30 protein-coding genes are annotated in these 23,427 nt (G+C 64.8%); 14 read left to right on the forward strand and 16 right to left on the reverse strand.

Going from position 1 to position 23,427, the window contains the following annotated elements; translation table 11 throughout:
- The first annotated feature begins 51 nt into the window (after nt 1–51).
- The 5 genes from nrdE to C8D78_RS00540 all read left to right on the forward strand — a co-directional run bounded on the left by nrdE (nt 52) and on the right by C8D78_RS00540 (nt 4,707).
- Nucleotides 52–2,172, forward strand: coding sequence for a class 1b ribonucleoside-diphosphate reductase subunit alpha (gene nrdE, locus C8D78_RS00520; RefSeq protein WP_120950614.1), 2,121 nt, complete (start codon nt 52–54; stop codon nt 2,170–2,172).
- Between the two features lie 84 nt (nt 2,173–2,256).
- Complete coding sequence (gene nrdF, locus C8D78_RS00525) at nt 2,257–3,231, forward strand: class 1b ribonucleoside-diphosphate reductase subunit beta (RefSeq protein ID WP_120949951.1); 975 nt, start codon at nt 2,257–2,259, stop codon at nt 3,229–3,231.
- 256 nt (nt 3,232–3,487) lie between these two features.
- Nucleotides 3,488–4,138: a hypothetical protein gene (locus tag C8D78_RS00530; RefSeq protein ID WP_147429502.1), complete on the forward strand. Its 651-nt coding sequence runs from the start codon at nt 3,488–3,490 to the stop codon at nt 4,136–4,138.
- On the forward strand, nt 4,135–4,326 hold the full coding sequence (locus tag C8D78_RS00535) for a hypothetical protein (protein WP_120949953.1): 192 nt from the start codon (nt 4,135–4,137) through the stop codon (nt 4,324–4,326). The genes C8D78_RS00530 and C8D78_RS00535 overlap by 4 nt, the downstream gene beginning before the upstream one ends.
- A 177-nt stretch (nt 4,327–4,503) precedes the next feature.
- On the forward strand, nt 4,504–4,707 hold the full coding sequence (locus C8D78_RS00540; protein WP_120949954.1) for a cold-shock protein: 204 nt from the start codon (nt 4,504–4,506) through the stop codon (nt 4,705–4,707).
- 1,145 nt (nt 4,708–5,852) lie between these two features.
- On the opposite strand, the gene C8D78_RS00550 is transcribed toward C8D78_RS00540, so the two are convergent.
- Both C8D78_RS00550 and C8D78_RS00555 read right to left on the reverse strand, forming a co-directional pair.
- Complete coding sequence (locus tag C8D78_RS00550) at nt 5,853–6,194, reverse strand: hypothetical protein (RefSeq protein ID WP_120949956.1); 342 nt, start codon at nt 6,192–6,194, stop codon at nt 5,853–5,855.
- A gap of 659 nt (nt 6,195–6,853) precedes the next feature.
- On the reverse strand, nt 6,854–7,660 hold the full coding sequence (locus tag C8D78_RS00555) for a hypothetical protein (RefSeq protein WP_120949957.1): 807 nt from the start codon (nt 7,658–7,660) through the stop codon (nt 6,854–6,856).
- Between the two features lie 165 nt (nt 7,661–7,825).
- Between C8D78_RS00555 and C8D78_RS00560 the strand changes: the two genes are divergently transcribed.
- The 4 genes from C8D78_RS00560 to C8D78_RS00575 all read left to right on the forward strand — a co-directional run bounded on the left by C8D78_RS00560 (nt 7,826) and on the right by C8D78_RS00575 (nt 10,261).
- Nucleotides 7,826–8,041, forward strand: coding sequence for a hypothetical protein (locus C8D78_RS00560; protein WP_120949958.1), 216 nt, complete (start codon nt 7,826–7,828; stop codon nt 8,039–8,041).
- Between the two features lie 87 nt (nt 8,042–8,128).
- On the forward strand, nt 8,129–8,533 hold the full coding sequence (locus C8D78_RS00565; RefSeq protein WP_120949959.1) for a hypothetical protein: 405 nt from the start codon (nt 8,129–8,131) through the stop codon (nt 8,531–8,533).
- Between the two features lie 338 nt (nt 8,534–8,871).
- Nucleotides 8,872–9,171, forward strand: coding sequence for a hypothetical protein (locus C8D78_RS00570; protein WP_120949960.1), 300 nt, complete (start codon nt 8,872–8,874; stop codon nt 9,169–9,171).
- Nucleotides 9,164–10,261: a zinc metalloprotease gene (locus tag C8D78_RS00575; protein ID WP_120949961.1), complete on the forward strand. Its 1,098-nt coding sequence runs from the start codon at nt 9,164–9,166 to the stop codon at nt 10,259–10,261. Before C8D78_RS00570 ends, C8D78_RS00575 begins: the two co-directional genes overlap by 8 nt.
- Before the next feature lie 343 nt (nt 10,262–10,604).
- Here the strand turns inward: C8D78_RS00575 and C8D78_RS00580 are convergent, their stop codons facing one another.
- The 12 genes from C8D78_RS00580 to C8D78_RS00625 form a co-directional block, all read right to left on the reverse strand.
- The gene (locus C8D78_RS00580) at nt 10,605–10,937 is read right to left on the reverse strand and encodes an XRE family transcriptional regulator (protein WP_120949962.1); all 333 of its coding nucleotides are present in this window, start codon (nt 10,935–10,937) and stop codon (nt 10,605–10,607) included.
- A gap of 9 nt (nt 10,938–10,946) precedes the next feature.
- Entirely contained in the window at nt 10,947–11,279 is a 333-nt protein-coding gene (locus C8D78_RS00585; protein ID WP_120949963.1) for a hypothetical protein, read from the reverse strand.
- Between the two features lie 54 nt (nt 11,280–11,333).
- The gene (locus C8D78_RS00590; RefSeq protein ID WP_120949964.1) at nt 11,334–11,585 is read right to left on the reverse strand and encodes a hypothetical protein; all 252 of its coding nucleotides are present in this window, start codon (nt 11,583–11,585) and stop codon (nt 11,334–11,336) included.
- A gap of 50 nt (nt 11,586–11,635) precedes the next feature.
- Nucleotides 11,636–12,142: a hypothetical protein gene (locus C8D78_RS00595; RefSeq protein ID WP_120949965.1), complete on the reverse strand. Its 507-nt coding sequence runs from the start codon at nt 12,140–12,142 to the stop codon at nt 11,636–11,638.
- Nucleotides 12,143–12,162: 20 nt separating this feature from the next.
- Entirely contained in the window at nt 12,163–12,327 is a 165-nt protein-coding gene (locus C8D78_RS19620) for a hypothetical protein (protein ID WP_167467815.1), read from the reverse strand.
- 39 nt (nt 12,328–12,366) lie between these two features.
- Complete coding sequence (locus C8D78_RS00600) at nt 12,367–12,636, reverse strand: hypothetical protein (RefSeq protein WP_120949966.1); 270 nt, start codon at nt 12,634–12,636, stop codon at nt 12,367–12,369.
- 171 nt (nt 12,637–12,807) lie between these two features.
- Nucleotides 12,808–12,993, reverse strand: a complete 186-nt coding sequence (locus C8D78_RS00605; protein ID WP_120949967.1) for a hypothetical protein — start codon at nt 12,991–12,993, stop codon at nt 12,808–12,810.
- A gap of 76 nt (nt 12,994–13,069) precedes the next feature.
- Nucleotides 13,070–14,299 carry a hypothetical protein gene (locus C8D78_RS00610; RefSeq protein WP_279629517.1) on the reverse strand — a complete coding sequence of 410 codons (1,230 nt, stop codon included), beginning with the start codon at nt 14,297–14,299 and terminating at the stop codon, nt 13,070–13,072.
- A 156-nt stretch (nt 14,300–14,455) separates the two neighbouring features.
- Nucleotides 14,456–15,520: an LGFP repeat-containing protein gene (locus tag C8D78_RS20040; protein WP_147429503.1), complete on the reverse strand. Its 1,065-nt coding sequence runs from the start codon at nt 15,518–15,520 to the stop codon at nt 14,456–14,458.
- 158 nt (nt 15,521–15,678) lie between these two features.
- On the reverse strand, nt 15,679–15,999 hold the full coding sequence (locus C8D78_RS19540) for a hypothetical protein (RefSeq protein WP_147429504.1): 321 nt from the start codon (nt 15,997–15,999) through the stop codon (nt 15,679–15,681).
- The gene (locus C8D78_RS00620; protein ID WP_120949970.1) at nt 15,999–16,295 is read right to left on the reverse strand and encodes a hypothetical protein; all 297 of its coding nucleotides are present in this window, start codon (nt 16,293–16,295) and stop codon (nt 15,999–16,001) included. Before C8D78_RS00620 ends, C8D78_RS19540 begins: the two co-directional genes overlap by 1 nt.
- On the reverse strand, nt 16,292–16,630 hold the full coding sequence (locus C8D78_RS00625; protein WP_120949971.1) for a hypothetical protein: 339 nt from the start codon (nt 16,628–16,630) through the stop codon (nt 16,292–16,294). Before C8D78_RS00625 ends, C8D78_RS00620 begins: the two co-directional genes overlap by 4 nt.
- 233 nt (nt 16,631–16,863) lie before the next feature.
- On the opposite strand from C8D78_RS00625, the gene C8D78_RS19545 reads away from it, so the two are divergent.
- From C8D78_RS19545 to C8D78_RS00635, 3 genes are all read left to right on the forward strand, one after another.
- A complete protein-coding gene (locus tag C8D78_RS19545; RefSeq protein WP_147429505.1) occupies nt 16,864–17,385 on the forward strand; it encodes a hypothetical protein in 522 nt (173 codons plus the stop codon).
- Nucleotides 17,386–17,478: 93 nt separating this feature from the next.
- A complete protein-coding gene (locus tag C8D78_RS00630) occupies nt 17,479–17,664 on the forward strand; it encodes a YegP family protein (RefSeq protein WP_120949972.1) in 186 nt (61 codons plus the stop codon).
- Nucleotides 17,665–17,741: 77 nt separating this feature from the next.
- Nucleotides 17,742–18,068, forward strand: a complete 327-nt coding sequence (locus C8D78_RS00635; RefSeq protein ID WP_120949973.1) for a hypothetical protein — start codon at nt 17,742–17,744, stop codon at nt 18,066–18,068.
- Between the two features lie 310 nt (nt 18,069–18,378).
- Here C8D78_RS00635 and C8D78_RS00645 read toward each other — a convergent pair whose 3' ends face one another.
- Nucleotides 18,379–19,122 (reverse strand): hypothetical protein, encoded by a 744-nt coding sequence (locus C8D78_RS00645; protein ID WP_147429506.1) that lies wholly within the window; start codon nt 19,120–19,122, stop codon nt 18,379–18,381.
- Nucleotides 19,123–19,382: 260 nt separating this feature from the next.
- On the opposite strand from C8D78_RS00645, the gene C8D78_RS00650 reads away from it, so the two are divergent.
- Nucleotides 19,383–20,222 (forward strand): protein NO VEIN domain-containing protein, encoded by an 840-nt coding sequence (locus C8D78_RS00650; protein ID WP_120949975.1) that lies wholly within the window; start codon nt 19,383–19,385, stop codon nt 20,220–20,222.
- A 490-nt stretch (nt 20,223–20,712) separates the two neighbouring features.
- Complete coding sequence (locus C8D78_RS00655) at nt 20,713–22,098, forward strand: ferredoxin reductase family protein (RefSeq protein ID WP_120950616.1); 1,386 nt, start codon at nt 20,713–20,715, stop codon at nt 22,096–22,098.
- Between the two features lie 202 nt (nt 22,099–22,300).
- Here the strand turns inward: C8D78_RS00655 and C8D78_RS00660 are convergent, their stop codons facing one another.
- Nucleotides 22,301–23,275, reverse strand: a complete 975-nt coding sequence (locus C8D78_RS00660; RefSeq protein WP_120949976.1) for an aldo/keto reductase — start codon at nt 23,273–23,275, stop codon at nt 22,301–22,303.
- Nucleotides 23,276–23,427: the final 152 nt, after the last annotated feature.

Genomic DNA, 23,427 nt, shown 5'->3' on the forward strand with positions numbered 1-23,427 from the left:
GGCGCGGGCCTGCACGCCGGCACTGCCGTCGAGAAGCAGGACAAGCACGAGATGCCGGCCGCGTACAAGGGCCTGGGCTACCACGAGCTCAACGCCATGCTGAACCTCTACGGCCCCAACGGGGAGATTCAGTTCGAGGCGGACCGTGAGGCCGCGCACCAGTACTTCCTGCAGCACGTGAACAACAACACCGTGTTCTTCCACGACCTCGAGGAAAAGCTCGACTACCTCGTCAAGAACGAGTACTACGAGCGCGAAACCCTCGACCAGTACACGATGAACTTCATCCGCGAGCTCTACAACCGCGCGTACAAGAAGAAGTTCCGCTTCGAGACCTTCCTCGGCGCGTTCAAGTTCTACACCTCCTACACGCTGAAGACGTTCGACGGAAAGCGCTTCCTGGAGCGCTACGAGGACCGCGTCTGCATGGTGGCCCTGCACCTGGCCCGCGGCGACGAGAAGCTCGCCACCCAGATGGTGGACGAGATCATCGAAGGCCGCTTCCAGCCTGCCACCCCGACGTTCCTGAACGCCGGCAAGAAGCAGCGCGGCGAGCTGGTCTCCTGCTTCCTGCTCCGCATCGAAGACAACATGGAATCGATCGGCCGGTCCATCAACTCCGCCCTGCAGCTGTCCAAGCGCGGCGGCGGCGTGGCCTTCGCGCTGACCAACATCCGCGAGGTCGGCGCGCCGATCAAGCAGATCGAGAACCAGTCCTCCGGCGTCATCCCCGTGATGAAGCTCCTCGAGGACAGCTTCTCCTACGCCAACCAGCTCGGTGCCCGCCAGGGTGCCGGCGCGGTGTACCTGCACGCGCACCACCCGGACATCTACCGCTTCCTGGACACCAAGCGCGAGAACGCGGACGAGAAGATCCGCATCAAGACCCTCTCGCTCGGCGTCGTCATCCCGGACATCACCTTCGAGCTGGCCAAGCGGGACGAGGACATGTACCTGTTCTCCCCGTACGACGTCGAAAAGGTCTACGGCATGCCGTTCTCCGACGTCTCGGTTACCGAGAAGTACTACGAGATGGTGGACGATTCCCGGATCAAGAAGACCAAGATCAAGGCGCGCGAGTTCTTCCAGACCCTCGCCGAGATCCAGTTCGAATCCGGCTACCCGTACATCATGTTCGAGGACACCGTGAACCGGGAAAACCCGATCGACGGCAAGATCATCATGTCCAACCTGTGCTCGGAGATCCTTCAGGTCTCCCAGCCCACCACGTACCACGATGACCTGTCCTACGACCAGACCGGCAAGGACATCTCCTGCAACCTGGGCTCGCTGAACATCGCCAAGACCATGGACTCGCCGGACTTCGGCCTGACCATCGAGACGGCCATCCGGTCCCTCTCGGCCGTCTCGGACATGTCCAACATCACCTCGGTGCCCTCGATTGCCCGCGGCAACGATCAAAGCCACGCGATCGGCCTCGGCCAGATGAACCTGCACGGCTACCTGGCCCGCGAGCGGGTCCACTACGGTTCCGAAGAGGGCCTGGACTTCACCAACATCTACTTCTACTCGGTGGTGTACCACGCGGTCCGCGCCTCCAACCGGCTGGCCATCCAGACCGGCCAGACGTTCGGTGGTTTCGAGAAGTCGAAGTACGCCTCCGGCGAGTTCTTCGACAAGTACACGAACCAGGAATGGGTCCCGCAGACCGCCAAGGTCGCGGAGCTGTTCAAGAACATCCACATCCCCACCCAGGATGACTGGCGCGAGCTCAAGGCCTCCGTCATGGAGCACGGCATCTACAACCAGAACCTGCAGGCTGTCCCGCCCACTGGCTCGATCTCCTACATCAACAACTCCACCTCCTCGATCCACCCGGTGGCGTCCAAGATCGAGATCCGCAAGGAAGGCAAGCTGGGCCGCGTGTACTACCCGGCGCCGTACCTGACGAACGACAACCTGGAGTACTACCAGGACGCGTACGAGATCGGCTACGAGAAGGTCATCGACACCTACGCCGCGGCCACGCAGCACGTGGACCAGGGCCTGTCCCTGACGCTGTTCTTCAAGGACACCGCCACCACGCGCGACATCAACAAGGCCCAGATCTATGCCTGGAAGAAGGGCATCAAGACCATCTACTACATCCGTCTCCGCCAGCTCGCGCTGGAAGGGACCGAGGTGGACGGCTGCGTCAGCTGCATGCTGTAGCCAGCATCGCTTGAGTACGACGGCGGGCGCCCGCCCGCCGTCGTACGCTTAACTTAACGAAGAACCCAACTTTTAGGGGATGACATGACCGAGAAGGTCAAGCTGCTTAGCCACGTCGAGGCGATCAACTGGAACCGCATCCAGGACGACAAGGACGTGGACGTCTGGAACCGCCTGGTCAACAACTTCTGGCTGCCGGAGAAGATCCCGCTGTCCAACGACGTCCAGTCGTGGGCGACGCTGACCCCGGACGAGCAGCAGCTCACCATGCGCGTGTTCACGGGCCTGACCCTGCTGGACACCATCCAGGGCACCGTCGGCGCCGTCTCGCTGATTCCGGACGCGATCACCCCGCACGAAGAGGCTGTCTACACGAACATCGCGTTCATGGAGTCCGTGCACGCCAAGAGCTACTCCTCCATCTTCTCCACGCTGGCCTCCACCAAGGAGATCGACGAGGCGTTCCGCTGGTCCACCGAGAACGTGAACCTGCAGAAGAAGGCCCAGATCGTCATGGACTACTACCAGGGCGACGATCCGCTGAAGCGCAAGGTGGCCTCCACGCTGCTGGAGAGCTTCCTGTTCTACTCGGGCTTCTACCTGCCGATGTACTGGTCCTCACGGGCCAAGCTGACAAACACGGCCGACCTCATCCGCCTGATCATCCGCGACGAGGCCGTGCACGGCTACTACATCGGCTACAAGTTCCAGAAGGGTCTGGAGAAGTGCTCCGAGGAGCGCAAGCGGGAAATCAAGGACTACACGTTCGAACTGCTCTTCGAACTCTACGAGAACGAGGTCCAGTACACGCACGACCTCTATGACTCCGTCGGCCTGGCCGAGGACGTCAAGAAGTTCCTGCACTACAACGCCAACAAGGCCCTGATGAACTTGGGCTACGAGGCCATGTTCCCGGCCTCCGTCACCGACGTGAACCCGGCGATCCTGTCGGCCCTGTCGCCGAACGCGGACGAGAACCACGACTTCTTCTCGGGGTCGGGTTCGTCGTACGTGATTGGCAAGGCTGTCAATACTGAGGATGACGACTGGGACTTCTAGTCCTCCTCCTTCTTTTCTCCCTCCTCCTCGAACAAGCCCCGCGCGTTGAATCCAACGTGCGGGGCTTTTCGTTGCCTATGTGAGATTCCACAGAAGTTGGCCATTTCCCAACTTGGATGGCCACGTTCCACAGTATTTGGCCAACCTCGTGATCCAGCTGAGGAGCGCGGATGGACATCTGATCACCTGTCACCGAAACCACGCCGCGCCCGTGGCGGCTCCGGGCTCTGCCATGCCCGCGGCCTAGGCTGGACCCATGCCGCCAACACCGTTACCGTCTCCGGCCCAGCTTGCTCCCGTGCCCCTGGAGTGGTGGCAGAACGTAGCGTTGTTCAGCCCTGCGGCGGTGCTCCTGGCCGCTCTCGTGGCGGCCCTGATCAACTGGCGGATCCTGCGTCAGCGCACGCTGGCGGACCGGAACGCACTCGAGCAGAAGCGTGAAGCCGACCGGAAGGCTCTGGAACAGAAGTCCGCCGCAGACAGCCGGGCCGAATGGTGGCGGCGGGCCCAGTGGGCGCTGGAACGGGCACTGTCGGAAGACGAGGCCTCGAAGGCCCTGGGGCTTGCCACCCTGGAGGTACTGGCCCGCAGTGAACTGGCCCGGAAGGAAGAGCTGGAGCTGTTCGACATTGCCTGGAAGACGGTCAACGGCAATGCGGACGCCGATGAAGTCGAACTCGGCGGATCCCTGGCAGCAGACGAGCCGGACCGAACGGTTCACATTGTCTTGGCGGATTCGTATTACCCGGACGGAGAACGCGTTGCGGAGGACCCGGTTGTTGAGCGACTCGGCGACTTTCTTCGACGGAGGGGACTCGTGCTCAACGCTGATGTCGTGGACTCTGGTGACAACATGGGCGACAATGAAGGCAAAGTCCCCGAAGGGAACGAGGAGGGCACGCGATGAGCACCAGCACATCGGAGCATAAGAACGACCATGCTCCCCGGCATGCCTCCGCGAAGGTTTCGGGCTCGACGACCGCCTCCCAGCACCGGGTTCAGGTGGCCGCGGCCAGACTGCGCGTCACCCTCGATGAACGCCTGGGTCGGCCGACGCCGGCTGCCACCAAAGCCCTGGCCAAAGAAGAGCTCTAGCCGACCCGGCCCACTTGATCTGCTATCCGATGAGCCGCTGAAACAGCGTGCCTCGAAGGCCCAACCGTTGGCAACTTGTTGCCCCAGCGGGAGCGGACACATAGGCTCGAGGTTGTGAGTGGCTGGGATGGCAATCCGAAAAGCGGAACCGACCAGCGACCCTTGAAGGAAATCAGCATGGCAACAGGTACTGTCAAGTGGTTCAACGCCGAAAAGGGCTTCGGATTCATCGCCCCCGACGACGGAAGCGCTGACGTGTTCGCACACTATTCGGCAATCGCCTCCAGTGGCTACAAGTCCCTGGACGAGAACCAGAAGGTTCAGTTCGACGTCACCCAGGGCCCCAAGGGGCCCCAGGCGGAGAACATCCAGCCGCTCTAAAGCTTCAACGAGAGACCGGCCAGCCATTACGGCGGGCCGGTCTCTCGTCATGTCCGGGCCTGGCTAATACAGGGTTGGCCACAGACTCCGGTCGAACGCCCGCGATGCCGGGCTGATGACGGGGTCCGCGTAGATACTGCCGTTCAGCGGTGAAGCTGCATCCGACGTCGTGGTCGAACCGGGCCGCCAGACGTCCCTTCGATGCTCGGTGCTGGAGATTGGAGCCGCAAAGCGGAACGCCGTTTCGCCGGCAGCTGCCGGATCCTCAATTACAGCCATAATCTCCCCCACGGATTTATGGTCGGCAGCTGCGCTGCACCCCTGATTTGGACAGCAGGGCTTGCGGCCCGCTGAAGGTTTTTGGTCAGGGACGCGCCGAAATGTGACGTCCATCCCAGACCCCTGCAAACAGTATGCGGTGTCGGCGGCCGTGAACATAGGACTTTCGGCCCCCCTTTCCCGTCAGCCGAGGTTGGCGGCGAGCAGTTGGTGGCCAACCATTCCTTGACCCCGGCCTCGTCGTCGAAGAGCCCGGCGTCCTGGGCCTCCTCGGACTGGGCGACGATGGCCGCCCACAGCTTGCCCCGGGGAATGCCTGCGGCCGCGTGTACCGCAACTTCGACATCGAACACGAGAACGGGGCCCCGGTCGTCCTGACCGTCGAGTTGCCACGGGCCCCATCGCGGACGCCATCAAGATCCACTGGCAGAACGCCTGAGCCCCGGGGAGCGGCCCTCGGCCGTCCGCACACATCAGGTTGGACAGTGTCGGACCCGGACTCACTACCCGCGTTCCGGAGCGGAATTCCTCCTCGCCCGGAGCGGTTCCAACAGTATGGTCCTTCCCCGGATTTCCATTCTCGACCGTGTGAACGCCCGGGACAGGTTGCCGAGCTGGGACCCGTCGAGCAGCCCTCACCGGAGTTCAAGGACGCTCTCATTTAGGCCCAGGTCGCCGCGAAGAACACCTTCATCGACAACCGGGGGGAGAGGGAGAAGTTCGCCAAGCTGCCGTACGAGGAACGCATGAAGCCGGCGAACAAGCCGCCGCAGATGCCTTGGATGGCGATCGTTGAGAAACTCGTCGAGCTCGGTTGGGCGCCGCCGGTCAGCACGCCGGAAGCGGCTCAGAACTACCTGACTGTCTCAGCCGCTGCGGATCATCATGAGGGTTCCGCGGCAGCCCGAGTCGCTCGTGCAGTGCTTGTAGCCGCTGGCAGGGTATTCACCCTCCGGATAGTCGGCCCGGGCGTCCGCCATCGATGTGTACTCGTGGCCGTCGTGGGAGGCGCAGTTCTTGCAGGTGTCGCCGTCGATGAGTTCGCTCGCCCAGATCTCCGAGTAGCCCTGCAGGGGGTCGGACTCACCGGCAGCCGGCCCTTGGGGGACAGCCTGCGCCGGTGGCTCAGGGCTTTGCTCCGGCGGCCATTCGGAAGTCTTCGGCGCCACCCCGTCGATGACCTGTTTCAGTCTGTCCCAAATGCCCACGATGCATCCCCGTCTCGCGTGTAGACCCCAGCCGGGTCCGCGCCAGATTGAGTCTATACTTGCCCACGAATTGCGGCGAGGAGCGGCGTTCACCATGCCGCACACACGAAAGATGTTGGTTGCCGCTGCGTAGGCCTATGCGCAGCCGAAGAGCCCATCAGGGGCCGGCGAATCACTATGTTTCGTTGGCCTTCCTGATGGCCAGCTCAATCACTACTTCACGTGAAGGCATGGGCTGACCGTGTACTGGTTTAGTTGATTACTGAAGGGGTCACCAAGATCTGTACCGAACGGGGCGGGCGCCACAAACTTCCAATTAGACGGACCGCTTTAGCGCCAGTTTTCAGGACAACTAACCCGCGGGATTCCGCTGATACGTTGCTGGAAGTTCTTCCAAATGGGTCAACATCTCACAATCATCGATTTCACGCTATTTGAACCTGTTCCGAGTTACATGAACAAGCGTTCCGTTCTTGTTGAACCAGCGACTGATTCTGTCTTCGCCGGCTTCGCGGCCAAGGCGTAGGAGGATTCCGGCTTGGACGGGAGGATGGACATCCGCGGCGTCGTCGACGACTGGCTGGCCCAGGAACGCCCGCTGGGCTAGAGATCTCCGGAGGCCCGGTCCCGTTTGGGGCCGGGCCTCCTGCGGTCCTGGACTACTTCGCGGGTTCTCTGGTCCGGACCGGCCAGATCAGGCCGTGGCTCTCGCCCCAGTGCCCGGGAAGCGCCACCAGAACCCTGCCGCTGCCATCCCCGGCCAGCCGAAGGGTGAACGTGCTTCCGGCGGTCGGTACGGGGAAGAAGCTGATGCCGCGGGTTCCGAACCTCATGCCGACATCAGACGCGCCCTCCACACCGAGCTCCAAAGCCAGTCCGCCGGGCTTCAGGGAGGCGGACCGGACAATCCCGGTGACTTCCTGCCACGGAGCGGCTCCGAGGCGGGTCACGCTTCGGAGCCGGCGGATGGCGAGCACTGTCCACAGGGCGCAGCCAGCGAGGGGAAAAGTCAGCCAGACCCCGGTGAGACTCACCGTAAATACCCCAGCACACTGACAACGCGTAAGATTCACCCAGCCGTGGTCGTCGGGTGAGTAGCTCATGGTGAGCACCGTGCCGATGGCGGGCGCCCTGTTGCAAGGATTCCCGACGGAGACGTGATTGCGCTGCGGCTTACCGTCGATGACTGAGCTCAGGCCGAGGTCGCAGTCGACATATTTCGCGACATATTCACGCTGGCTGACTACGGTGGCACCCACCTGGGGCCAGTTGCCCCAGTACGGCTGGCCGACGTGCCAGATGATTGCCGCCGCCGCGCCGGCGAGGATGAAAAACACGATGACAGATGTCCAGGCCTTCCGCACCATGCGGCGGCGGAGATTGTCGACCTCGAGTGCAGGAGTCTCCCCGAACGGCTTGCCGTTGACGGGTAGCTCGACGCCGGGCGCGAGTAAAACGGTGCTCATATTCCCCCGATACGGTGCGCCGTTGCGGCACAGTTATGGCGAGTATACGCAGGCGAACCCGACCCCATATGTGGCTCAACCCTTCTGGGCATATTTCTCTCGCCCAGAGCCCGTTACCCCCAGATAATATGGCCGAGGGAATCGTGCGTCGTCGTCGTCAGAACGGTGCAGCTGAGCAGCCGCGCCCGGACCGCCGCCGGAACGCACGGCGCCGCGGTCTGCATCCTCACCCCGCGCACCAGCGACGTCACCGCCTTGGCCGCCGACGGCACCGCCTTGGCCGCCGACGGCACCGACGTCGTCATCGGCTCCGGCACGCACTGGGCTGCGGTCTCCGTCGAGGACAGGGTCACGCTCCTGGGCGCCGGTCCCCGGGCATGATCCCTTCGCCTTCCGCGTTGCCCGCCCCGGCCAGTTTTCTGACCGGGGCACTGCTTTTTCGTCGGGGTCCCGCGTTACGCTGACGCCATGAAGAACCGGTCCCTCGTCGCGCTGCTGATGCTGCCGCCGCTAATGCTCGTCGGCTGCGCCCCGGAAAAGTTGGCCTGCCCCGCCATGGGCTACGTCAACCTGGACGCCGTGCAGCTCGACCTGTCGGGTGTTCCCGGCGTCCTCGCCGTCTCCGCCTGCTTCGGCACCAATGACCGCTGCACCCCGGTGCCGGTCACCCGCGACAGCTCCGGCCGCTGGCTGGTTCCGCAGAAGCCGCCGTTCGTTCAGCCCGCCAACGCATCGGTCCCCATCCCCCGGATCCGCGTCGTCGCCACCCGGGCGGACAAGTCCGTCACCGATCACTTCTACACGGTCGGGCACACGCCGCCGCGCGGCGGCTGCGACAACAGCTACGAACTCCTCCCGGTGAAGGTCTCCTGATCCGCTCGGCCGCTCCCCGACGGCCGGCGCGATAGCGCAGGCCGGGTCCTGGCCCGCCCCGGCGGGTGGTTGCTGAGCCGCAGGCGAAGCGCCGGCGATCGCCGTGGGCCGCCGGAATTGTTGGCGGAGGTGGCTGGGTCGGCATAGTTAAGAGGACTCGGGGCTTCGCCCCTCGCCCATTTCGTTGCTGTCCCTAATCGACGACCGGCTCTGGGTCTTCTTGTTCCCTGACGGATCGTTTCCTGTCCGTGCTGACCCCAGCCGGCGTTGGAGAGAATCTGATCCCGGTCATCAAAGCCGCCTTCGAGGAATTCCCGGACGCGGAAAACTAACTGGAAATGCAGCTCAGCGACCCGGAGGACGGACACCGCTACGTGCTGACGTTCTGCCGGTCCAAAGGACAGACGCCGGCGGCATGGCGGGAGGCTGCGGAGCGAAAGCTCACCGAAGCGCGTGGGGAGATCCACCGTGAATACAGTGCCGCCCGGTGTGGCCTGCGCAGCAAGCCGCGGTCCAGCGAGTTCGACGACAGCTATGAAGCAGGGGTGAAAGCGGCCCTGGACGTGGTGCGACGGTTCGGTTTCCCTTACGCTGACACCGGAACCGACGACGATGGGGGTACAGGCGCCGATGAATGAACCGGGGGAGCCAGGGGAAGAGCAGCGGATTCCGCTGTGGAGGCATGATGAGGCCGGAGCCCCGGTCGCGCCCGAGAGTTGGAACAACGCCGCATATGTGCCGCCGCCGGGCTGGGACGCACATCAGGCCAACACCCACCCTTTCTATCGGGACCCCCGCGCCTACGTCGGCCCCGGACCGGTCCGGCCTGTCCGGGGCAGGCTCAAGATCACCGCGGCCGTCACCGCCGGCACGCTGTTGTTCGGCCTTAACCTCTTTCTGCATGGCTACTTGAATCCGCCGGCATTCTCTGCTGGACCCTCGAAAGGCGGGACCAGCGAGAACGGGCCGCTGATTTACCACACGGGCCCGGATCCCACTGGGTCCCGGCCACCGGCTGCCGCCGACGGATCTGAGCCGTTGACCGACTACCCGACCCCGGGGCGAGAAGAGGCAGATACACCGCTCGGCCAGCCCGCACAGGTGTGGGTCACGTCCGCCGCCTACGCCTTTACTGATACCAACAAGGACGGGAAGCCGGTCAGGTATGACCCGTGCCGGCCCATCCACTACATCACCCGCGCCGCCAACTCGCCCGCCGCCGGATCGGAACTGATCCATGAGGCCATCACCGCTGTCTCCCAGGCGACCGGGCTGGAATTCATCGACGACGGGTCCACCACGGAGGCACCCTCTTCGGAGCGCAAGTCGTACCAGCCGGGCCGGTACGGGGACCGGTGGGCACCGGTGCTGATCGCCTGGGAGACCACGGCCGAGGAGCCCAGCTTCACCGATCTCAAGGGCGAGGGCACCGTCCTGGGTCGGGGCGGCAGCGAGTCGGTCAGCGTCGGGGGCAGTGACTACACGTACGTCAGCGGCCAGCTGGAATTGAACGCTCCGGCCCTGAAGTCCCTGATCAAACAGGAGGGCCCGGCCCAGGCCCGTGGCACCATCGAACACGAGCTCGGCCACGTCGTGGGGCTGGACCACGTCCACGACTCGACCCAGCTGATGAACCCGACCGACTCCGCAGGCCTGAACAGTTACCAGATCGGGGACCTCAACGGTCTGGCCATTCTCGGCCAGGGGGAGTGCCGCCCCGGGCTCTGACCGGTGGAGCGGGCGCGGCTTGCCGCACACATGTTCCGCATGAGTACACCGCTGATGATCGCCGTCCGTGACGACGGCACCACCTACCTTCCCGGGCACGTCCCTGGGTTCCGCCTCTACCGGGGCCACCTGCGACCGCTGGTGCATGCTCTCCGCCAAGCACGGCCTGATAAACCCGTGCACCGGTCTCGAGCCTATGACATGAAGCTCGGAACCCTGTTGGGTCCGCCGATGAGGCGCTGGGCGGCTGTCGTGCGGAACCAGTTGGCCGACGGCGGAGGCCACGCCTTTACTCCATACCGCAGCCTCGACGGGGCGATTCGACGTCTGCCTTTCAGGGGGATCACCCATCGTAGGCGTCTTCGAGCAGGGCCTTGGCAGCTGCCGCTGTTTCCTGGAACCGGTCCTCGCGGATCGCCTTGATGGGCGAGTCGTACCCGAGGCGGGGATTGATGGTCAGAGCCCAGGACTGGGCGGCCGACATCCCCTGAGTACCTGCGATTTCATGCAGGACCTCAAGGGCGAACCGGAGGCGCCGCTCCACGGGCGGGGTCGGTGCCAGGGCATCCTCGCCCCACGCACCGACTTGATCCGGATTCTCGACGCCGGCGAGGGCGGCCACGACCTTCGCGGTCAGGACATCGCAGAGCTCTCGGACGGCCTCGGTAGTTTCCATGGCGCAATCCTATGCGGCGGAAAGGTGCGCGATGGGGTGCTGCTGCAGGTCGGTCAGGTGCGTGCGGACCAGGGCATCGACGGCGTGGAAGCGGGTGGGGCCGTGCTGTTTGACGCCGGAGCCGGTCCGGGACGGGGTCCAGTCGCGGACGGTGCTGTTGGGCTTGAGCGCCCCCGTGACGGAGCCGATGAGCTGCCCGTCCAGGTAGACGTCGGCGGTGGTCAGGGAGGCCGACCCTTCACCGGCCTTATGGTCCGGGCCAAGCTCCGCGGTGCGGGTGCGGTACCAAGCGGGCTTGTTCATCTTGCCGGGGGTGACCGGGCGGCGTTTGATCTCAGGCATGGCCGTCATGTGTGCGGAGACCGCTACAGCCCTCACCACCCCGGCCGGCGGCTGTCAGTCCAGGAGCAGGCGGCCTTTGGCCCAGCCCCGCACGGCGAGCAGGTCCAGATCCGTGGCGATGGGCCCGTCGCGGAAGTACCGTGAGTACACCTCATCCGGGTCAAAGGACGCGAAGGCAATCTCGTCGATGACCTGTTCGTAGGCGTCGTGGATCCTGGGGTCATCGGGCGTGGACCCGAGCTCGTCGGCCAGGGCCTGGATCAGGTCGTCGCGGGTGTGGCGGATAACGTCGTCGGCTTGGGACATCGCTGAACCTCCGGTCACGGGAACAGCAGGTGCTGTGGCTACAGGATCAGCTATTTGGCCTTCCAAGGCAAGGTATCGGCGGAGGTGCCGGCCTCGACGTGCCCGACGGGGCAGAAATCGATGCGTTCCTTGTCCGTCCGGGCGTAGATGACCATGTTGTCGGTGGCGGTCCCGGCGCCGATCAGGGCTTCAATCTCGGCCCGGGCGTCGGCCAGGCTCGCGCGGGTGACCCATTCGGTGTCCCGGCCTCCGGGCTGGGCCCGGGTGAGGAAGTCGTGGGAGTCGGCGCCGCGCGGCGGGCGGACCGGCTGCGGGGCTGCGGCGTCGATGAGGACCCAGACTTCCCGGTCCTCGTCCAGGATGATCGTCTCGTAGGCGCCGGTCATGTGCTCCCAGACGGCGGCGGTCGTCCAGGTCTCCTCGCATCCGGGTTCGACCCATTCGTTCGTGTTCTGGTTCTCGAAAATGGTCCGCAGAGAATAGGCGGCGGAGCCGAGGGAGCCGGGGGCGACGGCTTCGAGCTCTGCCTCGGAACGGACGATACGGAACGGTTGCATGGTGTCTCCTACCAGGGCATCTAGGTCTTGGTCGTCCCCTTGGAGACGGCGAACAGGGTTTCGAACTTGCCGGTGACAGGGTTGAGCTCCTGGATCGACATGTCCTCGGCCGCGCCGCGGCGGTTGTCGACGCGGTGGGTAACTGCAGCTTTCGTATGCCCCAGGGTCGTGTGGGCCTTGGTCACCGGTCGGCGGGTCGGGATGGTGGAGGTCCAGTAGCTCGGCTACGGCGCGACGGCGGCCGGGTCCCACAACACCCAGACCTCGGGGACGCCGTCGGGGCAGTGCATGGTCAGGATCTGCCAGGCCTCGTCGCTGTTCCATTCGCGGGTCGATTCGAAGCCGACAAAGATGTCGCGGCGGCCGTGGTTGGGCGTGATGCTGGTCCAGGACTTTCGGAGCGCGGAGGTAGGCACCTGCGGCGGGCAGACGATCGAGTCGTGGCGCAGGGCGGCGAGCTCTTCGGGGGTCGTGATGGTGCGGAAGGGTTCCATGCACCCTATGTGTGGGGCACGGGGGAGAAAGCTTCCCGGTCAGGCCCGGGCGTTGTACTGCTCGAGCAGCTGCGTCAGGGCGACCAAGGTGTCGCCGGCCATCTCCGGGGTCAGGTCATCGGGGGAGAAGCTGACGTAGGGGCCGATCGTCTCGATGGGTCCGGCGCCTTCTTAGCCTTCCTGGCGGACGTGGAATTCCTCAACCCTTGCCGTGGAGGCGCCGACGGTGACTTCGAGCAGGAAGTGCCGTTCAGTCTGGCCGTCCGGGTCGGCAGCGTGCTTGGCCTCGTTGGCGAGGCCGGCGTCACGAGCCGCCGATGCGGGGTGCGCCGGCCAGTCCTCGTTGTTTGTACTCACGGCATGATGCTATTCCGTGGCCGTGGCACACGCGGGACCTTGACCTGGGCTTCTGCACCCAGGGCATGGCCGGCGCTTATTGGATCCAATAGTGGGTAGGACAGGAAGGGCAGTTCGCTATCCAGGAGTACATGGAGGTAATGCGATGAGTAGTCGGGCTGTAGGTGATGGAGCCGTTCTGGAATCTCTGATCAATTTGGCCGAAGGAGGGGAACTCTCCGGTAGTCGGGTAGCCGAAGGGGCCGCGCTCTGCACCGGTCGACGCCCAGGCGCTTCGGATCGCTCCTTGGACAGGCCAGCCACGGGTTGCGGGGGAGTAGTAGATGGCACCGTGCTGGAACAGCTGGTAGGCGCCGCCGCCTTTGAGTCCGCCCATCTCGTTGGTGATCGGGTAGCCCAGTTTTGCCCAAAAGCTGTATTCCCATTCCCACGTTTGGAGGATGCCTCCGAGGATAAAGTGAGCGCCAGTTTGGGGGGTATACAGGATGTCGCCATCGTGGGCGCCGAAGAAGTCGCCGCCATCAAACGCCTGGAACACGCCACCGCCTTTGAGTCCACCGGCCTCCTCGGTCATCGGGTAGCCGAGTCGGCCGCGTTCTGCTCCTAGCGATGCGTACAAGCCCCCGATAGCGCCGTGCGTGATCGACGCACCATGCAAGCTGTTCCAGTAGATGGAACCACCCTGATACCTCTGATAAACACCGCCCCTGACTCCGGCAATCTCATCGGTCGTCGGGTATCCGAGGAAGCTGTTTTGAGACCCGGCGCCAACCCACCTGTTGCCGATTCCTCCCCTGGCGGTGCGCATGCCGGTTGCGGGGGAGGAGACGATCGTGCCGCTGGCAAAACTCTGTGCCGAGCCGCCGTCCTTCAGGCCGGACCGGATGTCGGTCGTCGGGTAGCCTAGGACACCGTTTTGGGCCCCGGCGGCGGTCCACTTGGCCCCGATGCTGCCCTCAATGACGCGGGCGCCGGTCGCTGCCGTGTAGTAGATCGAACCGTGGTCGTACAGCTGCATGGAGCCACCATTGGCGAGTCCGGTGACTTCGGTGCCGACTTCGTTGCCGAGCCGTCCGAGCGAGCCCCCGATGGAAGCCCACTTGACCTCGATTGGCGTCGGGGCGGGGGTCGGAGACGGTGTTGGTGTTGGGGATGCCGTTGACGTTGGGGACGCTGTTGGCGCCGGACTAGCAACGAGAGTCGGAGCCGCCGTCGGGGCGACGGTGGGAGACTCCGTTGGGGTTGGCGAAACTGTGGGGTCTGTCGCAGCGAATGCCGGTGAGAGGGGCGATATGCCGACGAGCATGATTCCGGCGGCGGCAATGGCGGCGGACCAGACTTTAGCGGACCGGCGCTTCGTTGACTCCAAAGAAGTGACTCCTGGTGGTGGTGGTGGTGGTCATTTCGTCCTGACATTGAGCGAGCCGAACGCTGCCCGGAGGGGCTTTCCCATTGCCTGGCGCTATGGTGCGGCCGGGGACGCAGTCGGGGTATCCGTCGGGACAGCAGTTGCCGTGTCCGTCGGACTCGCCGAGGGTGTGGGTGTCGGTGTGGGCGTGGGAGTTCGCGGGGTTTCGGGCGGCATGTTGTAGCCGTAGTGGATCATCTGGATGCAGCCACTGACCGGGTTGCAGGTCGGATCGAAGAGGACGCGTGCGGCTTGGAAGTCAACCGTCGCGGGCCACCCAGCCACGTGATAAACATCGGTTGTGGGCTGACCCATCGTGTAGCCGCCCCCGTTCTTCTGCCAGAAGTCGAACACCGGGCCGGGGATAACGTGGGTGCCAAGGAAAGAGTCGACGATGAGGTTGCCGTCAAGGAAGTGCTGCACCATATCCCCGTCCACGACACTCTGGTCCGCCACGGCGTTGCCATGCACGAAGGGACCGCCGGTGGTCATGTACTTATCCCGGATTTGCCAGAGTTGGATCTCATGCGCGTGAGTCGGATCGGTATTCACCGCGTTGAGGGTGCCGTTCCAGGTGATGAAGGAGCTCTGGAAGGATTGGGTCACAATGTCCGCCCCGGATTGAGTTCTCACGGCCGTTTCGTCCGAGGTCGGATACCCCAGAGCTGCCTCGCTGGTCTGTCGGGCGTAGAGCGAACCGATGGCGCCATGGACGGCGTGCGAGCCGGCACCGGTTGCCCAGTAGATGATCCCGCCCGTAAACCGCTGGTAGATGCCGCCGTAGCAGCAGGCCTTGATTTCATCGGTCAGGGGCAGGCCGAGTTTTCCGCTGTCGCCGCCCTGGGCCTTGTATTCGCCAAGGTTCCCGCCGTGGACCCAGTGGGCGCCCGTGGTCGCTGACCAGTAAACCGATCCGTTCCGGAAGTCCTGGACCCGGTCGCTGAAGCCCGTGTGTTCGGTCGATGTCGGGGCGCCCAGGGCCGCGGTGTGGGCCTGGTAGTAGGCGCCGATCGCCCCGTACGTGGCGTATGCGGCCTGGGCGGGAGCCGCGGCGAGAAGGCCGCCGCTCAAGAGAAGGGCGGCCGTGCACAGTGCGGACAGGGAGCGTTTCCAGGACACTGCAGGACCTCGGATTCTGCAGCTGGACGCTGCTGTCGGAGCCGGTGATCTCGGGATCCACCCGGCCGAGACAGCTTCCCCGTCCAAAGATTGTTTCCCCCGGCAACAGACTAAGGGACGCGGGGCATTAAAACGAGAGTGTGCTTGCGGTAGTTGTATCAGGCCCGCCGGTTGCCCTGTTCCTTGACGGCGCGGTAGTCCAATGCCGCCACGGTGATGCTGCGGGTGGCCGCGGCAGTATCTGTGGCCGGTCCGGAATCCACTTCGACGGCCTTCCAGATCCGGCGCAAGCGGCAGGAGCGAGCCTGCATGGTCGCGGCGAAGGCCCGGGATTCTTCCAGGAGCTCGGCGGTCTCGTCGGCGGCGTCGTGGAGCCCGCGTTCCCGAAGGCTGTCGACCATGGAGGCCAGGGCATCGAGGCGCCGGAAGATCTCGGCGGGCGCGGTGACGCCGCCGATCAGGTCGTAGGCGCGGGGCATCAGGCGACTTCCTTAGCGGTGAAGGCGGAGGCTTCTTCGGCGATTGATTCCGGTCCCCAGTCACCGGAGTGGGTCCATTCGACGGCTTTCCAGACGCCGCGCAGGGCCTGGACCCTGGCGAGGATGGATTCTTCGAAGGTCTTGATGTCGGCGAGGACGGACTCCGTGGCCGCGGCAGCTTCGTCGTGGCCGGCGTTGCGGAGGGCCTGGCCCATCGTGTCGATGGAGTCAGTGCGGTCCAGCAGGTCCGTCAAGGCGTACTGGCTGCACAGGTAGTCGAAGGATCCGCCGCTCACGGTTTGATGATCCGTCCGGACTTCGGGTCGATGACCGGGATGTTCACGGGGCGGGCGAACGTGTTGGGGCGGGGCTTGGGGATCAGGCCCAGGCGTTCCCGGGCCGCGTAGGCGGTCAGGTCGTCCTTGTCCTCGATCATCATCCACAGGCTCTGGTCATCGAGCACCGGATTGTTCGCGGCGTTCCGGCGGGCCATGACGTCGTCCTTGTCGGCGGCGAGCTCCTGCAAGGTCGCCAGGGCCACGTTCTGGTTCGCCGCGACGTGCTCGCGGCACCAGCCGCCGTCCGAGTCGTGCTGGCCGCGGTCACCGGGGAGGTTGATCAGCTCGTGCAAGCGTTCGGGCGAGGTTGCGGGGTTCTGGGCTTCGTCACCGCAGTGGGGTCATGGGCCTCATGTGTACGGACGGGTGCGTGCATCTCACCGCGGGCCTGCCCAAGGTTAATCGTCGGACAGGTAGGGCCTACGTTTGTTGACGCCGCGGCGCGGGCCTATGATGCGCGGACATTCGTCAGGGATTTTCCCGTTCCCCTGGGGGACTTTTTCGAGACCCACTAAGGAGCAACCTCATGAAACGCGCCCTCATACCGATAGCCCTCCTGTTTGGCGTTTTCGCGGGGACGGGCGCCGCCGTCGCCGACCCACCGACTACAGGCCCGCCGACACCCAACGATCCGTCCACAGTTCAATTCCAATGCCCCGACTTCATGGTCAACGCAACGGCGACTGGCAAGAGCAAGACCATCGACTGGAACAGCCGCCCTTCCCCTGCTTCCAAGCCCTATCCAGTCGTAACAGCTACGGGCGCCGATACCACTGTCACCTATACATCTGTCACACCGACGCCGAAAACGGTCACCTACAAACTCAACGGGACTTACCGGGTGGCACTTCAGTTCGACCCCTCCTTCGACATTGTGTTCAAGTCGACCGGGTGGAACGTGATGTACGTTCAACCGGGTTACGGCACACCTGGCCTGTTTCTCTCAGTGGGTCAAGTGACGTGGACTGAATTCGGACCCGCATACCCGAATGGGGGAATGACCGGTCCAGGCAAAATAACGGACATCTGCGCCCTGCTGGCGCCGTAGATCCCAGCATTCCCGATCCCACCCCGGGCCGCAGGTAGTAATCTGTGCCCCAGCGGCCGACCGGCCGGATCCATCGATGCAAAAGAGCATCCCATGGCAGGGAAACACGAGGTCTGCAAGGATAAGTCCGGCGGGTTCCGGTTCCGGCTGAAGGCGGAGAACGGTGAGGTGATCGCGTCCTCGGAAAGCTACAAGACCAAGGCCAGCGCGATGCACGGGGTCGAGTCCGTGAAGAAGAACGCCGGGTCCGACGTCGTGGATCTCACCGAGGAGTCCTGACCAGTCGATCACGGCACGAGAAGGCCCGGCCGCCCGCTGCAGGACGGCCGGGCCTTCGTCTGACTAGGAGCGGTCTGATGAAGATCGGTGCCGGGTTGAACACTGCGGTGCTGGAGGCCTGCTCGGCGGACACGACCGCCGGCTCCGGTGTGGTCGACGTCGAGGCCATTGCCGAAGCTGACGGGCTCGGCATGGCACTGGCGCTCGGGGCGGAATGTGCGGCGGCCTTGGTCGCGGCCGGCGCTGACAGGGATGCCTTCACCGGAACGGAGTTGGAGATCCCCTCGGCGGGGGCGGCGGTCTGCGGGCCGATGGCCGGACCGTACTGCGTGCCGGGGACCGGGGCTGCGGGAGCCTGCGGCTGCGCCCACGTCTTGGCGGGGCGTTGTTCGGGGTCGCCCTGACGACCGGGGCCGGGGCCTGGTCCGGTGCCTGATACGCGGGAGCGGGCGAATGAGGGACCGGCGCTGGGGCGGGTGCCGGCTGGGGAGCAGGTGCCTGGGCACGGGGCGGGGGAGGAGGAACCGTGCCGTAGGCCCCGGACCCGGACCCGGACCGGGCGGTGCCGGACTTGGAGCCGCACGAAATTCTGCGAAACGCCGGCTTTCGCCCCCAATGCTTTGCCCAACAGCCGTTGCCGGCCCATGTGCGTCCCTATGGCCTCACTCCAGCCCCTCGGCTGTAGGCCGGCAAGTCCTTGCACTCCGGCGGGCATTACTTTGCCTCAAGCTTGGCGAGGCGTTCGGCGATACCACTTCCGGCCCTGAGGGTCTTCGGGCACCGTGCCAGCCACCTCTTCAACACCGCGATCTCCTCGTCCCGCTGGCGGAGCTTCCGGTGGACGATGGCTGCCTGCTCGGTGTACCCGGGCGCCGGAATGCTGTCGCCGGCATCGCCTTCGGCTCCCTCAATGGCCTTGTAGCAGAGGACCAGAGCCTCTTCGAACCGGCCTTCACGTTTCAACTGCTTAATTGGCTCAATGAGCTCCAGGTAGTGGACACCATCGACCATGCCCCGCCGGAACTGCGCCGCCCGCGCACCCCCGCGCGCCAGTGCTTCCCGAACCATCGCTGATTTCTCCGCATGGGAGCTGTTGATCCGCTGACCAGCGGTCAGCGCCGGCGGATTCTCCCTGCTGTAGGCCCATTCGGGCTCGCCGTCACCAAGCCACACGTACGCCTTGGCCAGGAGCTTCTGCTCCCGCAGGATGTGGAGCTGGTAGTGCACTGGCTGGCTTACACCCACCGGCAGGTGCACGTCCTCAGAAGCGTAGGAGGGGAGACATCCGACCCTCTCGCCATTCACGATGACAGAAACGGCGTGCGGGTTGACCGGGTTCTCAGGCTCGCGCTGAAGTTGGGCAGTTCCCTGGTAATAGCCGCGCTCACCAAGGCCCTTCCGGGCAGCAAGGTCTTCAACGGCCTCCTTGGCAAAGGTGGTCGTACCCGCGACCTCCACGCAGCCACTGTAGCCAATCGAGAGGGAGATGACGCGCCGTTCCGTCGGTTGCTGCTGTGGTGCCACCGCTGGCCTTCCAGGTTCGCGCTTCCCTCGCTGCCGCAGCCAGGTCACCAAACCCATCGACTCCCCCTATCGTCCTGGCGGCGCCTGCCGCGGGCCTGACTCTACCAAGGCGGGGCCCGGATGTCCGGGCTGCTGTGTCCGACAATGACGCCGCCGTGCACGCTTCCCGGGCTCCGTTCGGTGATACTCGACTTATGGTTATCCACATCAAACTCAGCGACCGCAAGACTGCCGACCCCGATGATCCGCTTGGACGCTCGTGGTACGGCTACGACCCCGAGGCGACACCAGCAAATCTCTGGGAGAACAACCGCGGGGACTGGAGACTATTGGCAGAGAGAGTTGCCGCTGAGCGCTGGGCAGCACTCAATTATCAAGGCCGGGTCGTCCTGGTCGCCGAACTTGAGGATCCCGCATACGAGATCCTTCCCGGAACGACACCCCCGAAGAAGGCTCTGTTCGGCCGCGTCCTGCCAGAGGGGCACCCGGTCCGCGAAGCCCTGATGCGAACACAGGTCGTGTACTCGAGCAGGAACGCCATTCAGTATGACCCGGGCCTTGACGTTGCCGAGCCCATAGAGGCAGATTCATCTTTGGCGCTGGATTCCGAAACGGCGGATCGACCCGGCGCCGCGGGCCAAGGGCTGCAGATGGACGCCGAGGTCCGCAAAGCGATAGAGGATGCCGCCCAGGATCGTTTGATGAACTACTTCCGGGACCGCTCCTGGGCTGTCACCGATACCCGTCACAACTCCCCATACGATGCCGTCGCCGACAAGGGAACGGAGCGGATCTACCTCGAAGCCAAAGGCACCCAGAGCCGAGGGGATTCTGTCATCGTCACCCGCAACGAGGTCAATCACGCGCGCCATCACCCCGGGGCGTGCGTCATGGGGGTCTGGTCTGACATGAAGCTGGTCGACGGCGTCGTGGACCGCGGGGCGGGCAAGTTCAGGGTCCTTCCCTTCAGCCCCGACGATCAGGACTTGCGTTCCCGTGACTTCGATTGGATGCTACCCGGCACTCTGTCCTAATGACGCCCCGAGCCCGGAACCCGCAGAGTCTCCCGGACCCGAGCTTGGTGCTCCATGATCGGTAACACCCGGGAGGATCGTCCGCCAAGTGCCGCGAAGGAAGTCATCAGCCGCGGCTTTTCCTGCACAGCCGCTTCACTAGCGGCCATAAAGCGGGCCCGTTCCTCCGCGTGCTCACGGTGCGGCCGCCATGATCCTCCTTACAACCTGACCTCACCGGAACGTGGCATCTTGAGGCTTAGCAAGAGCAAGATCGAGGGGGCAGCGGAATACCTATGCAGATGATTCGGGATGACGAGGAGCGGGTGCGAGGCCGTAGGGGAGGGTGCTGGGGTCCAGAAGGGGATTCGCCATGACGTAAACCTTTCACATCGGGGCACGCTGCTCAATCGGCCCGGCACAGCCACCGCCCATGCTGGTGCCTGGTTCTCCGCGCCGCCCGTGGCTGGCCTAGGATGACGGCTAGGCGGTGCTGCACGAGCAAGCCGTGATGAAGGAGCCGAGATTCTTGGTAGTTCCGCAGCCCGGAGCCAAACCGTTGACGTCGCTCCCGGGCGTGCCCCTGCGGCGCCTCGGCCCCACTGTGATCATCATCCTCGCGGCAGCCTACGCCCTGTATTGGCTCCTGGCCCGTCCCGCGGGGGAACCTGCCGCCGGATACGTCGGCCAGCTCTTCGGCGGGGAGTCGATCCTGCTGCTCTCCATCGCCCTGGTCCTGATCAGCACCCTTCCGCAGGTGGAGCACGTGTTCGGCGGGATTGACCACGCAGCCATCTGGCACCGGCGTGCCGCAATCACCGGGACCGTCCTTCTGCTTCCGCACATCGAGCTGGCAGCCAACCCGGAGGCGACCAGCGTGGGGAAAACCCTTGCCGTCATCGGGATCTCCGGGCTCGCGGCCCTGATGGCCTGGGCCATCCTGCCGCGCTGGCGGACAATGGTCCCCGCGCGGGTGCGTGACTTGGTCCTTGGCCTCGGAAGCGCCCGGCCGGTCCGCCTGGTGGCCCGCCTGCTGGGTGGTTACGAGCGCTGGCGTGGCTTCCACCGGTTGACGGGAATATTCGTTGCGGCCGGGTTCTTCCACGGACTGCTGGACGCCAGCGCGTTCGACGCCGCCCCCGGGCTACGGTGGAGTTACGTGGCCATCGGCGGCGTCGGGCTGGCGTTCTACGCCTACCGGGAGCTCCTGGCGCGCCACTTCCTGCCGCACCACGACTACCAGGTGGACCAGGTCAAAGCGGTGGCCCCTGATCTGGTGGAGCTGAGCCTTGCACCGCTCGGCAAACCGCTGGACTTCCGGCCTGGCCAGTTCGCCATGATCTACCTGGAAACTAAGCAGGGCTGGCAACGCCATCCCTTTTCCATGTCCGGTTCGGCCCGGGACCAGCACCTGCGTATCACCGTCAAGGCGCTTGGGGACCACACAACAAGGCTTCCTGACGTTGTGCAGCCCGGAATGCCGGCGGTGGTGGGCGGGCCCTATGGCCGGTTCGACAGGCACAGGGGAACGGAACACCAGGTCTGGATTGCCGCCGGTGTGGGAATCACACCGTTCCTGAGCTGGCTGCGGTCCCTGGAGGGGGACCTGCGGGAGTCAGTCCATTTTTTTGTCACGTCGGCAGGGCCGTCCCCGTTCGCCGCGGAAATCACATCCATCGCGAAAGACTACCCAAGCCTGACCGTGCACCTGGTGGACACCGCCGTCGACGGCCGGTTGACGCCCGAGCAGGTGCTTGCCGCCGTGGACAGCCCGCCCCGGAAGCTCTCGGTCTTCATGGGTGGGCCGGATCCCATGCTCAGGCAGTTCCGGAGGACCTTCCGTTCTGCAGGAGTCCGCACAGCCAACATCCACCGCGAGTACTTCCAGTGGCGCTGAGTTGTCCGCCAGGACGAATGGGGTTGTCTGCCGATTCAGCCGCCGGCAGGATACTCACCTGATGATGAGGGGCGAAAGGCCTACGGCCTGAACGCCGCGACGCCCCGTGTACTGACTTTGTCAGATCCGAGCCAGGCCGCGCTTCAGCGTCCGTCAATCGCGCGGTTGGTGCTGCCGTCGGGTCACCTCACGCCGTCGCTGCTCAGTATCCGGCGACCGCGTGCGGGACGTAGGGGCTTTCCAGTTCCGCCTTTTCCTCGGTGGTGAGTGTCAGTTCCAGGGAGGCGACGGCGTCTGTAAGATGTGCCGGCTTGCTCGCCCCGACAATCGGCGCGCTGACCACGCTGTTGGAGCGGACCCATGCCAGGGCGACCTGGGCGCGGGGCAGGCCGCGGCGTTCGGCAATGACGCGCACGGGTTCGGCGACCGCCTTGTCGCTTTCCTCCGTGGTGTAGAGCGTCTTGCCGAACTCGTCCTTCTCCGAGCGGTTGGTTTTCTCGTCCCAGTCCCGGGTGAGCTTCCCCCGCGCCAGCGGACTCCAGGGCAGCACCCCGATCTTCTGGTCCGCGCAGAGGGGGAACATTTCGCGTTCCTCCTCCCGGTAGACCAGGTTGTAGTGGTCCTGCATGGTGACGAAACGGGTCCATCCGTTTAATTGCTGAAGGTAGAGCGCTTTGCTGAACTGCCAGGCGGCCATCGAGGATGCGCCGATATAGCGGACTTTGCCAGCTTTGACGAGGTCGTGAAGGGCTTCCAGAGTCTCCTCGATCGGCGTGGCGGGGTCCCAACGGTGAATCTGGTACAGGTCCACGTAGTCCGTTGCCAGCCGGGTCAGGCTGGCATCGAGTTCGGCGAAGATGGCCTTGCGGGACAGTCCCCGCCCGTTGGGTCCCTGCCGCATCGCGCCGTGCACCTTCGTGGCGATGACGGTTTCATCCCGGCGGGTGAAATCTGCCAGGGCCCGGCCTATGATTTCCTCGCTGGAACCGTTGGAGTACACGTTGGCAGTGTCAAAGAAATTGATCCCCGCCTCCACGGCCTGGCGGATCAGCGGCCGGCTCTGGTCCTCCGGCAGCGTCCAGGGATGCGGGCCCCGGCCCGGGTCCCCGTACGTCATGCATCCCAGTGCCAGCGGGGAGATGTCCATGCCGGTGTTGCCGAGTTTGATGTATTCCATGTTCGTCCTCCGTCAAACAGTCCCAGGCCCGGCTGCGGCCCTTGCCCCCACGCTATGTGAAGAACGGCCAACTGTTTGCACGCAAGGGGTCCCGGCCGATCCCACCGTCGCAGCGTCGCGGGCAGATGCCGCCGGGTTTGGAGAACCAGCCA

Source organism: Arthrobacter oryzae (assembly GCF_003634095.1).
Classification (GTDB): Bacteria; Actinomycetota; Actinomycetes; order Actinomycetales; family Micrococcaceae; genus Arthrobacter; species Arthrobacter oryzae.

What these genes read in the sequence shown, in the direction of transcription:
- C8D78_RS19545 (WP_147429505.1), top strand. Translation starts at nt 16,864, where the DNA reads ATGAAACGCGCCCTCATACCGATAGCCCTCCTGTTTGGCGTTTTCGCG.
- C8D78_RS00580 (WP_120949962.1), bottom strand. Translation starts at nt 10,937, where the DNA reads ATGGAAACTACCGAGGCCGTCCGAGAGCTCTGCGATGTCCTGACCGCG.
- C8D78_RS00565 (WP_120949959.1), top strand. Translation starts at nt 8,129, where the DNA reads ATGAAGAACCGGTCCCTCGTCGCGCTGCTGATGCTGCCGCCGCTAATG.
- nrdE (WP_120950614.1), top strand. Translation starts at nt 52, where the DNA reads ATGCCGGCCGCGTACAAGGGCCTGGGCTACCACGAGCTCAACGCCATG.
- C8D78_RS00650 (WP_120949975.1), top strand. Translation starts at nt 19,383, where the DNA reads ATGGTTATCCACATCAAACTCAGCGACCGCAAGACTGCCGACCCCGAT.
- C8D78_RS00660 (WP_120949976.1), bottom strand. Translation starts at nt 23,275, where the DNA reads ATGGAATACATCAAACTCGGCAACACCGGCATGGACATCTCCCCGCTG.
- C8D78_RS00555 (WP_120949957.1), bottom strand. Translation starts at nt 7,660, where the DNA reads ATGAGCACCGTTTTACTCGCGCCCGGCGTCGAGCTACCCGTCAACGGC.
- C8D78_RS00535 (WP_120949953.1), top strand. Translation starts at nt 4,135, where the DNA reads ATGAGCACCAGCACATCGGAGCATAAGAACGACCATGCTCCCCGGCAT.
- C8D78_RS00595 (WP_120949965.1), bottom strand. Translation starts at nt 12,142, where the DNA reads ATGCAACCGTTCCGTATCGTCCGTTCCGAGGCAGAGCTCGAAGCCGTC.
- C8D78_RS00530 (WP_147429502.1), top strand. Translation starts at nt 3,488, where the DNA reads ATGCCGCCAACACCGTTACCGTCTCCGGCCCAGCTTGCTCCCGTGCCC.
- C8D78_RS00540 (WP_120949954.1), top strand. Translation starts at nt 4,504, where the DNA reads ATGGCAACAGGTACTGTCAAGTGGTTCAACGCCGAAAAGGGCTTCGGA.
- C8D78_RS00575 (WP_120949961.1), top strand. Translation starts at nt 9,164, where the DNA reads ATGAATGAACCGGGGGAGCCAGGGGAAGAGCAGCGGATTCCGCTGTGG.
- C8D78_RS19540 (WP_147429504.1), bottom strand. Translation starts at nt 15,999, where the DNA reads ATGCCCCGCGCCTACGACCTGATCGGCGGCGTCACCGCGCCCGCCGAG.
- C8D78_RS00590 (WP_120949964.1), bottom strand. Translation starts at nt 11,585, where the DNA reads ATGTCCCAAGCCGACGACGTTATCCGCCACACCCGCGACGACCTGATC.
- C8D78_RS00570 (WP_120949960.1), top strand. Translation starts at nt 8,872, where the DNA reads ATGCAGCTCAGCGACCCGGAGGACGGACACCGCTACGTGCTGACGTTC.
- C8D78_RS00600 (WP_120949966.1), bottom strand. Translation starts at nt 12,636, where the DNA reads ATGGAACCCTTCCGCACCATCACGACCCCCGAAGAGCTCGCCGCCCTG.
- C8D78_RS00655 (WP_120950616.1), top strand. Translation starts at nt 20,713, where the DNA reads ATGAAGGAGCCGAGATTCTTGGTAGTTCCGCAGCCCGGAGCCAAACCG.
- C8D78_RS00585 (WP_120949963.1), bottom strand. Translation starts at nt 11,279, where the DNA reads ATGCCTGAGATCAAACGCCGCCCGGTCACCCCCGGCAAGATGAACAAG.
- nrdF (WP_120949951.1), top strand. Translation starts at nt 2,257, where the DNA reads ATGACCGAGAAGGTCAAGCTGCTTAGCCACGTCGAGGCGATCAACTGG.
- C8D78_RS00635 (WP_120949973.1), top strand. Translation starts at nt 17,742, where the DNA reads ATGAAGATCGGTGCCGGGTTGAACACTGCGGTGCTGGAGGCCTGCTCG.
- C8D78_RS00610 (WP_279629517.1), bottom strand. Translation starts at nt 14,299, where the DNA reads ATGCTCGTCGGCATATCGCCCCTCTCACCGGCATTCGCTGCGACAGAC.
- C8D78_RS00630 (WP_120949972.1), top strand. Translation starts at nt 17,479, where the DNA reads ATGGCAGGGAAACACGAGGTCTGCAAGGATAAGTCCGGCGGGTTCCGG.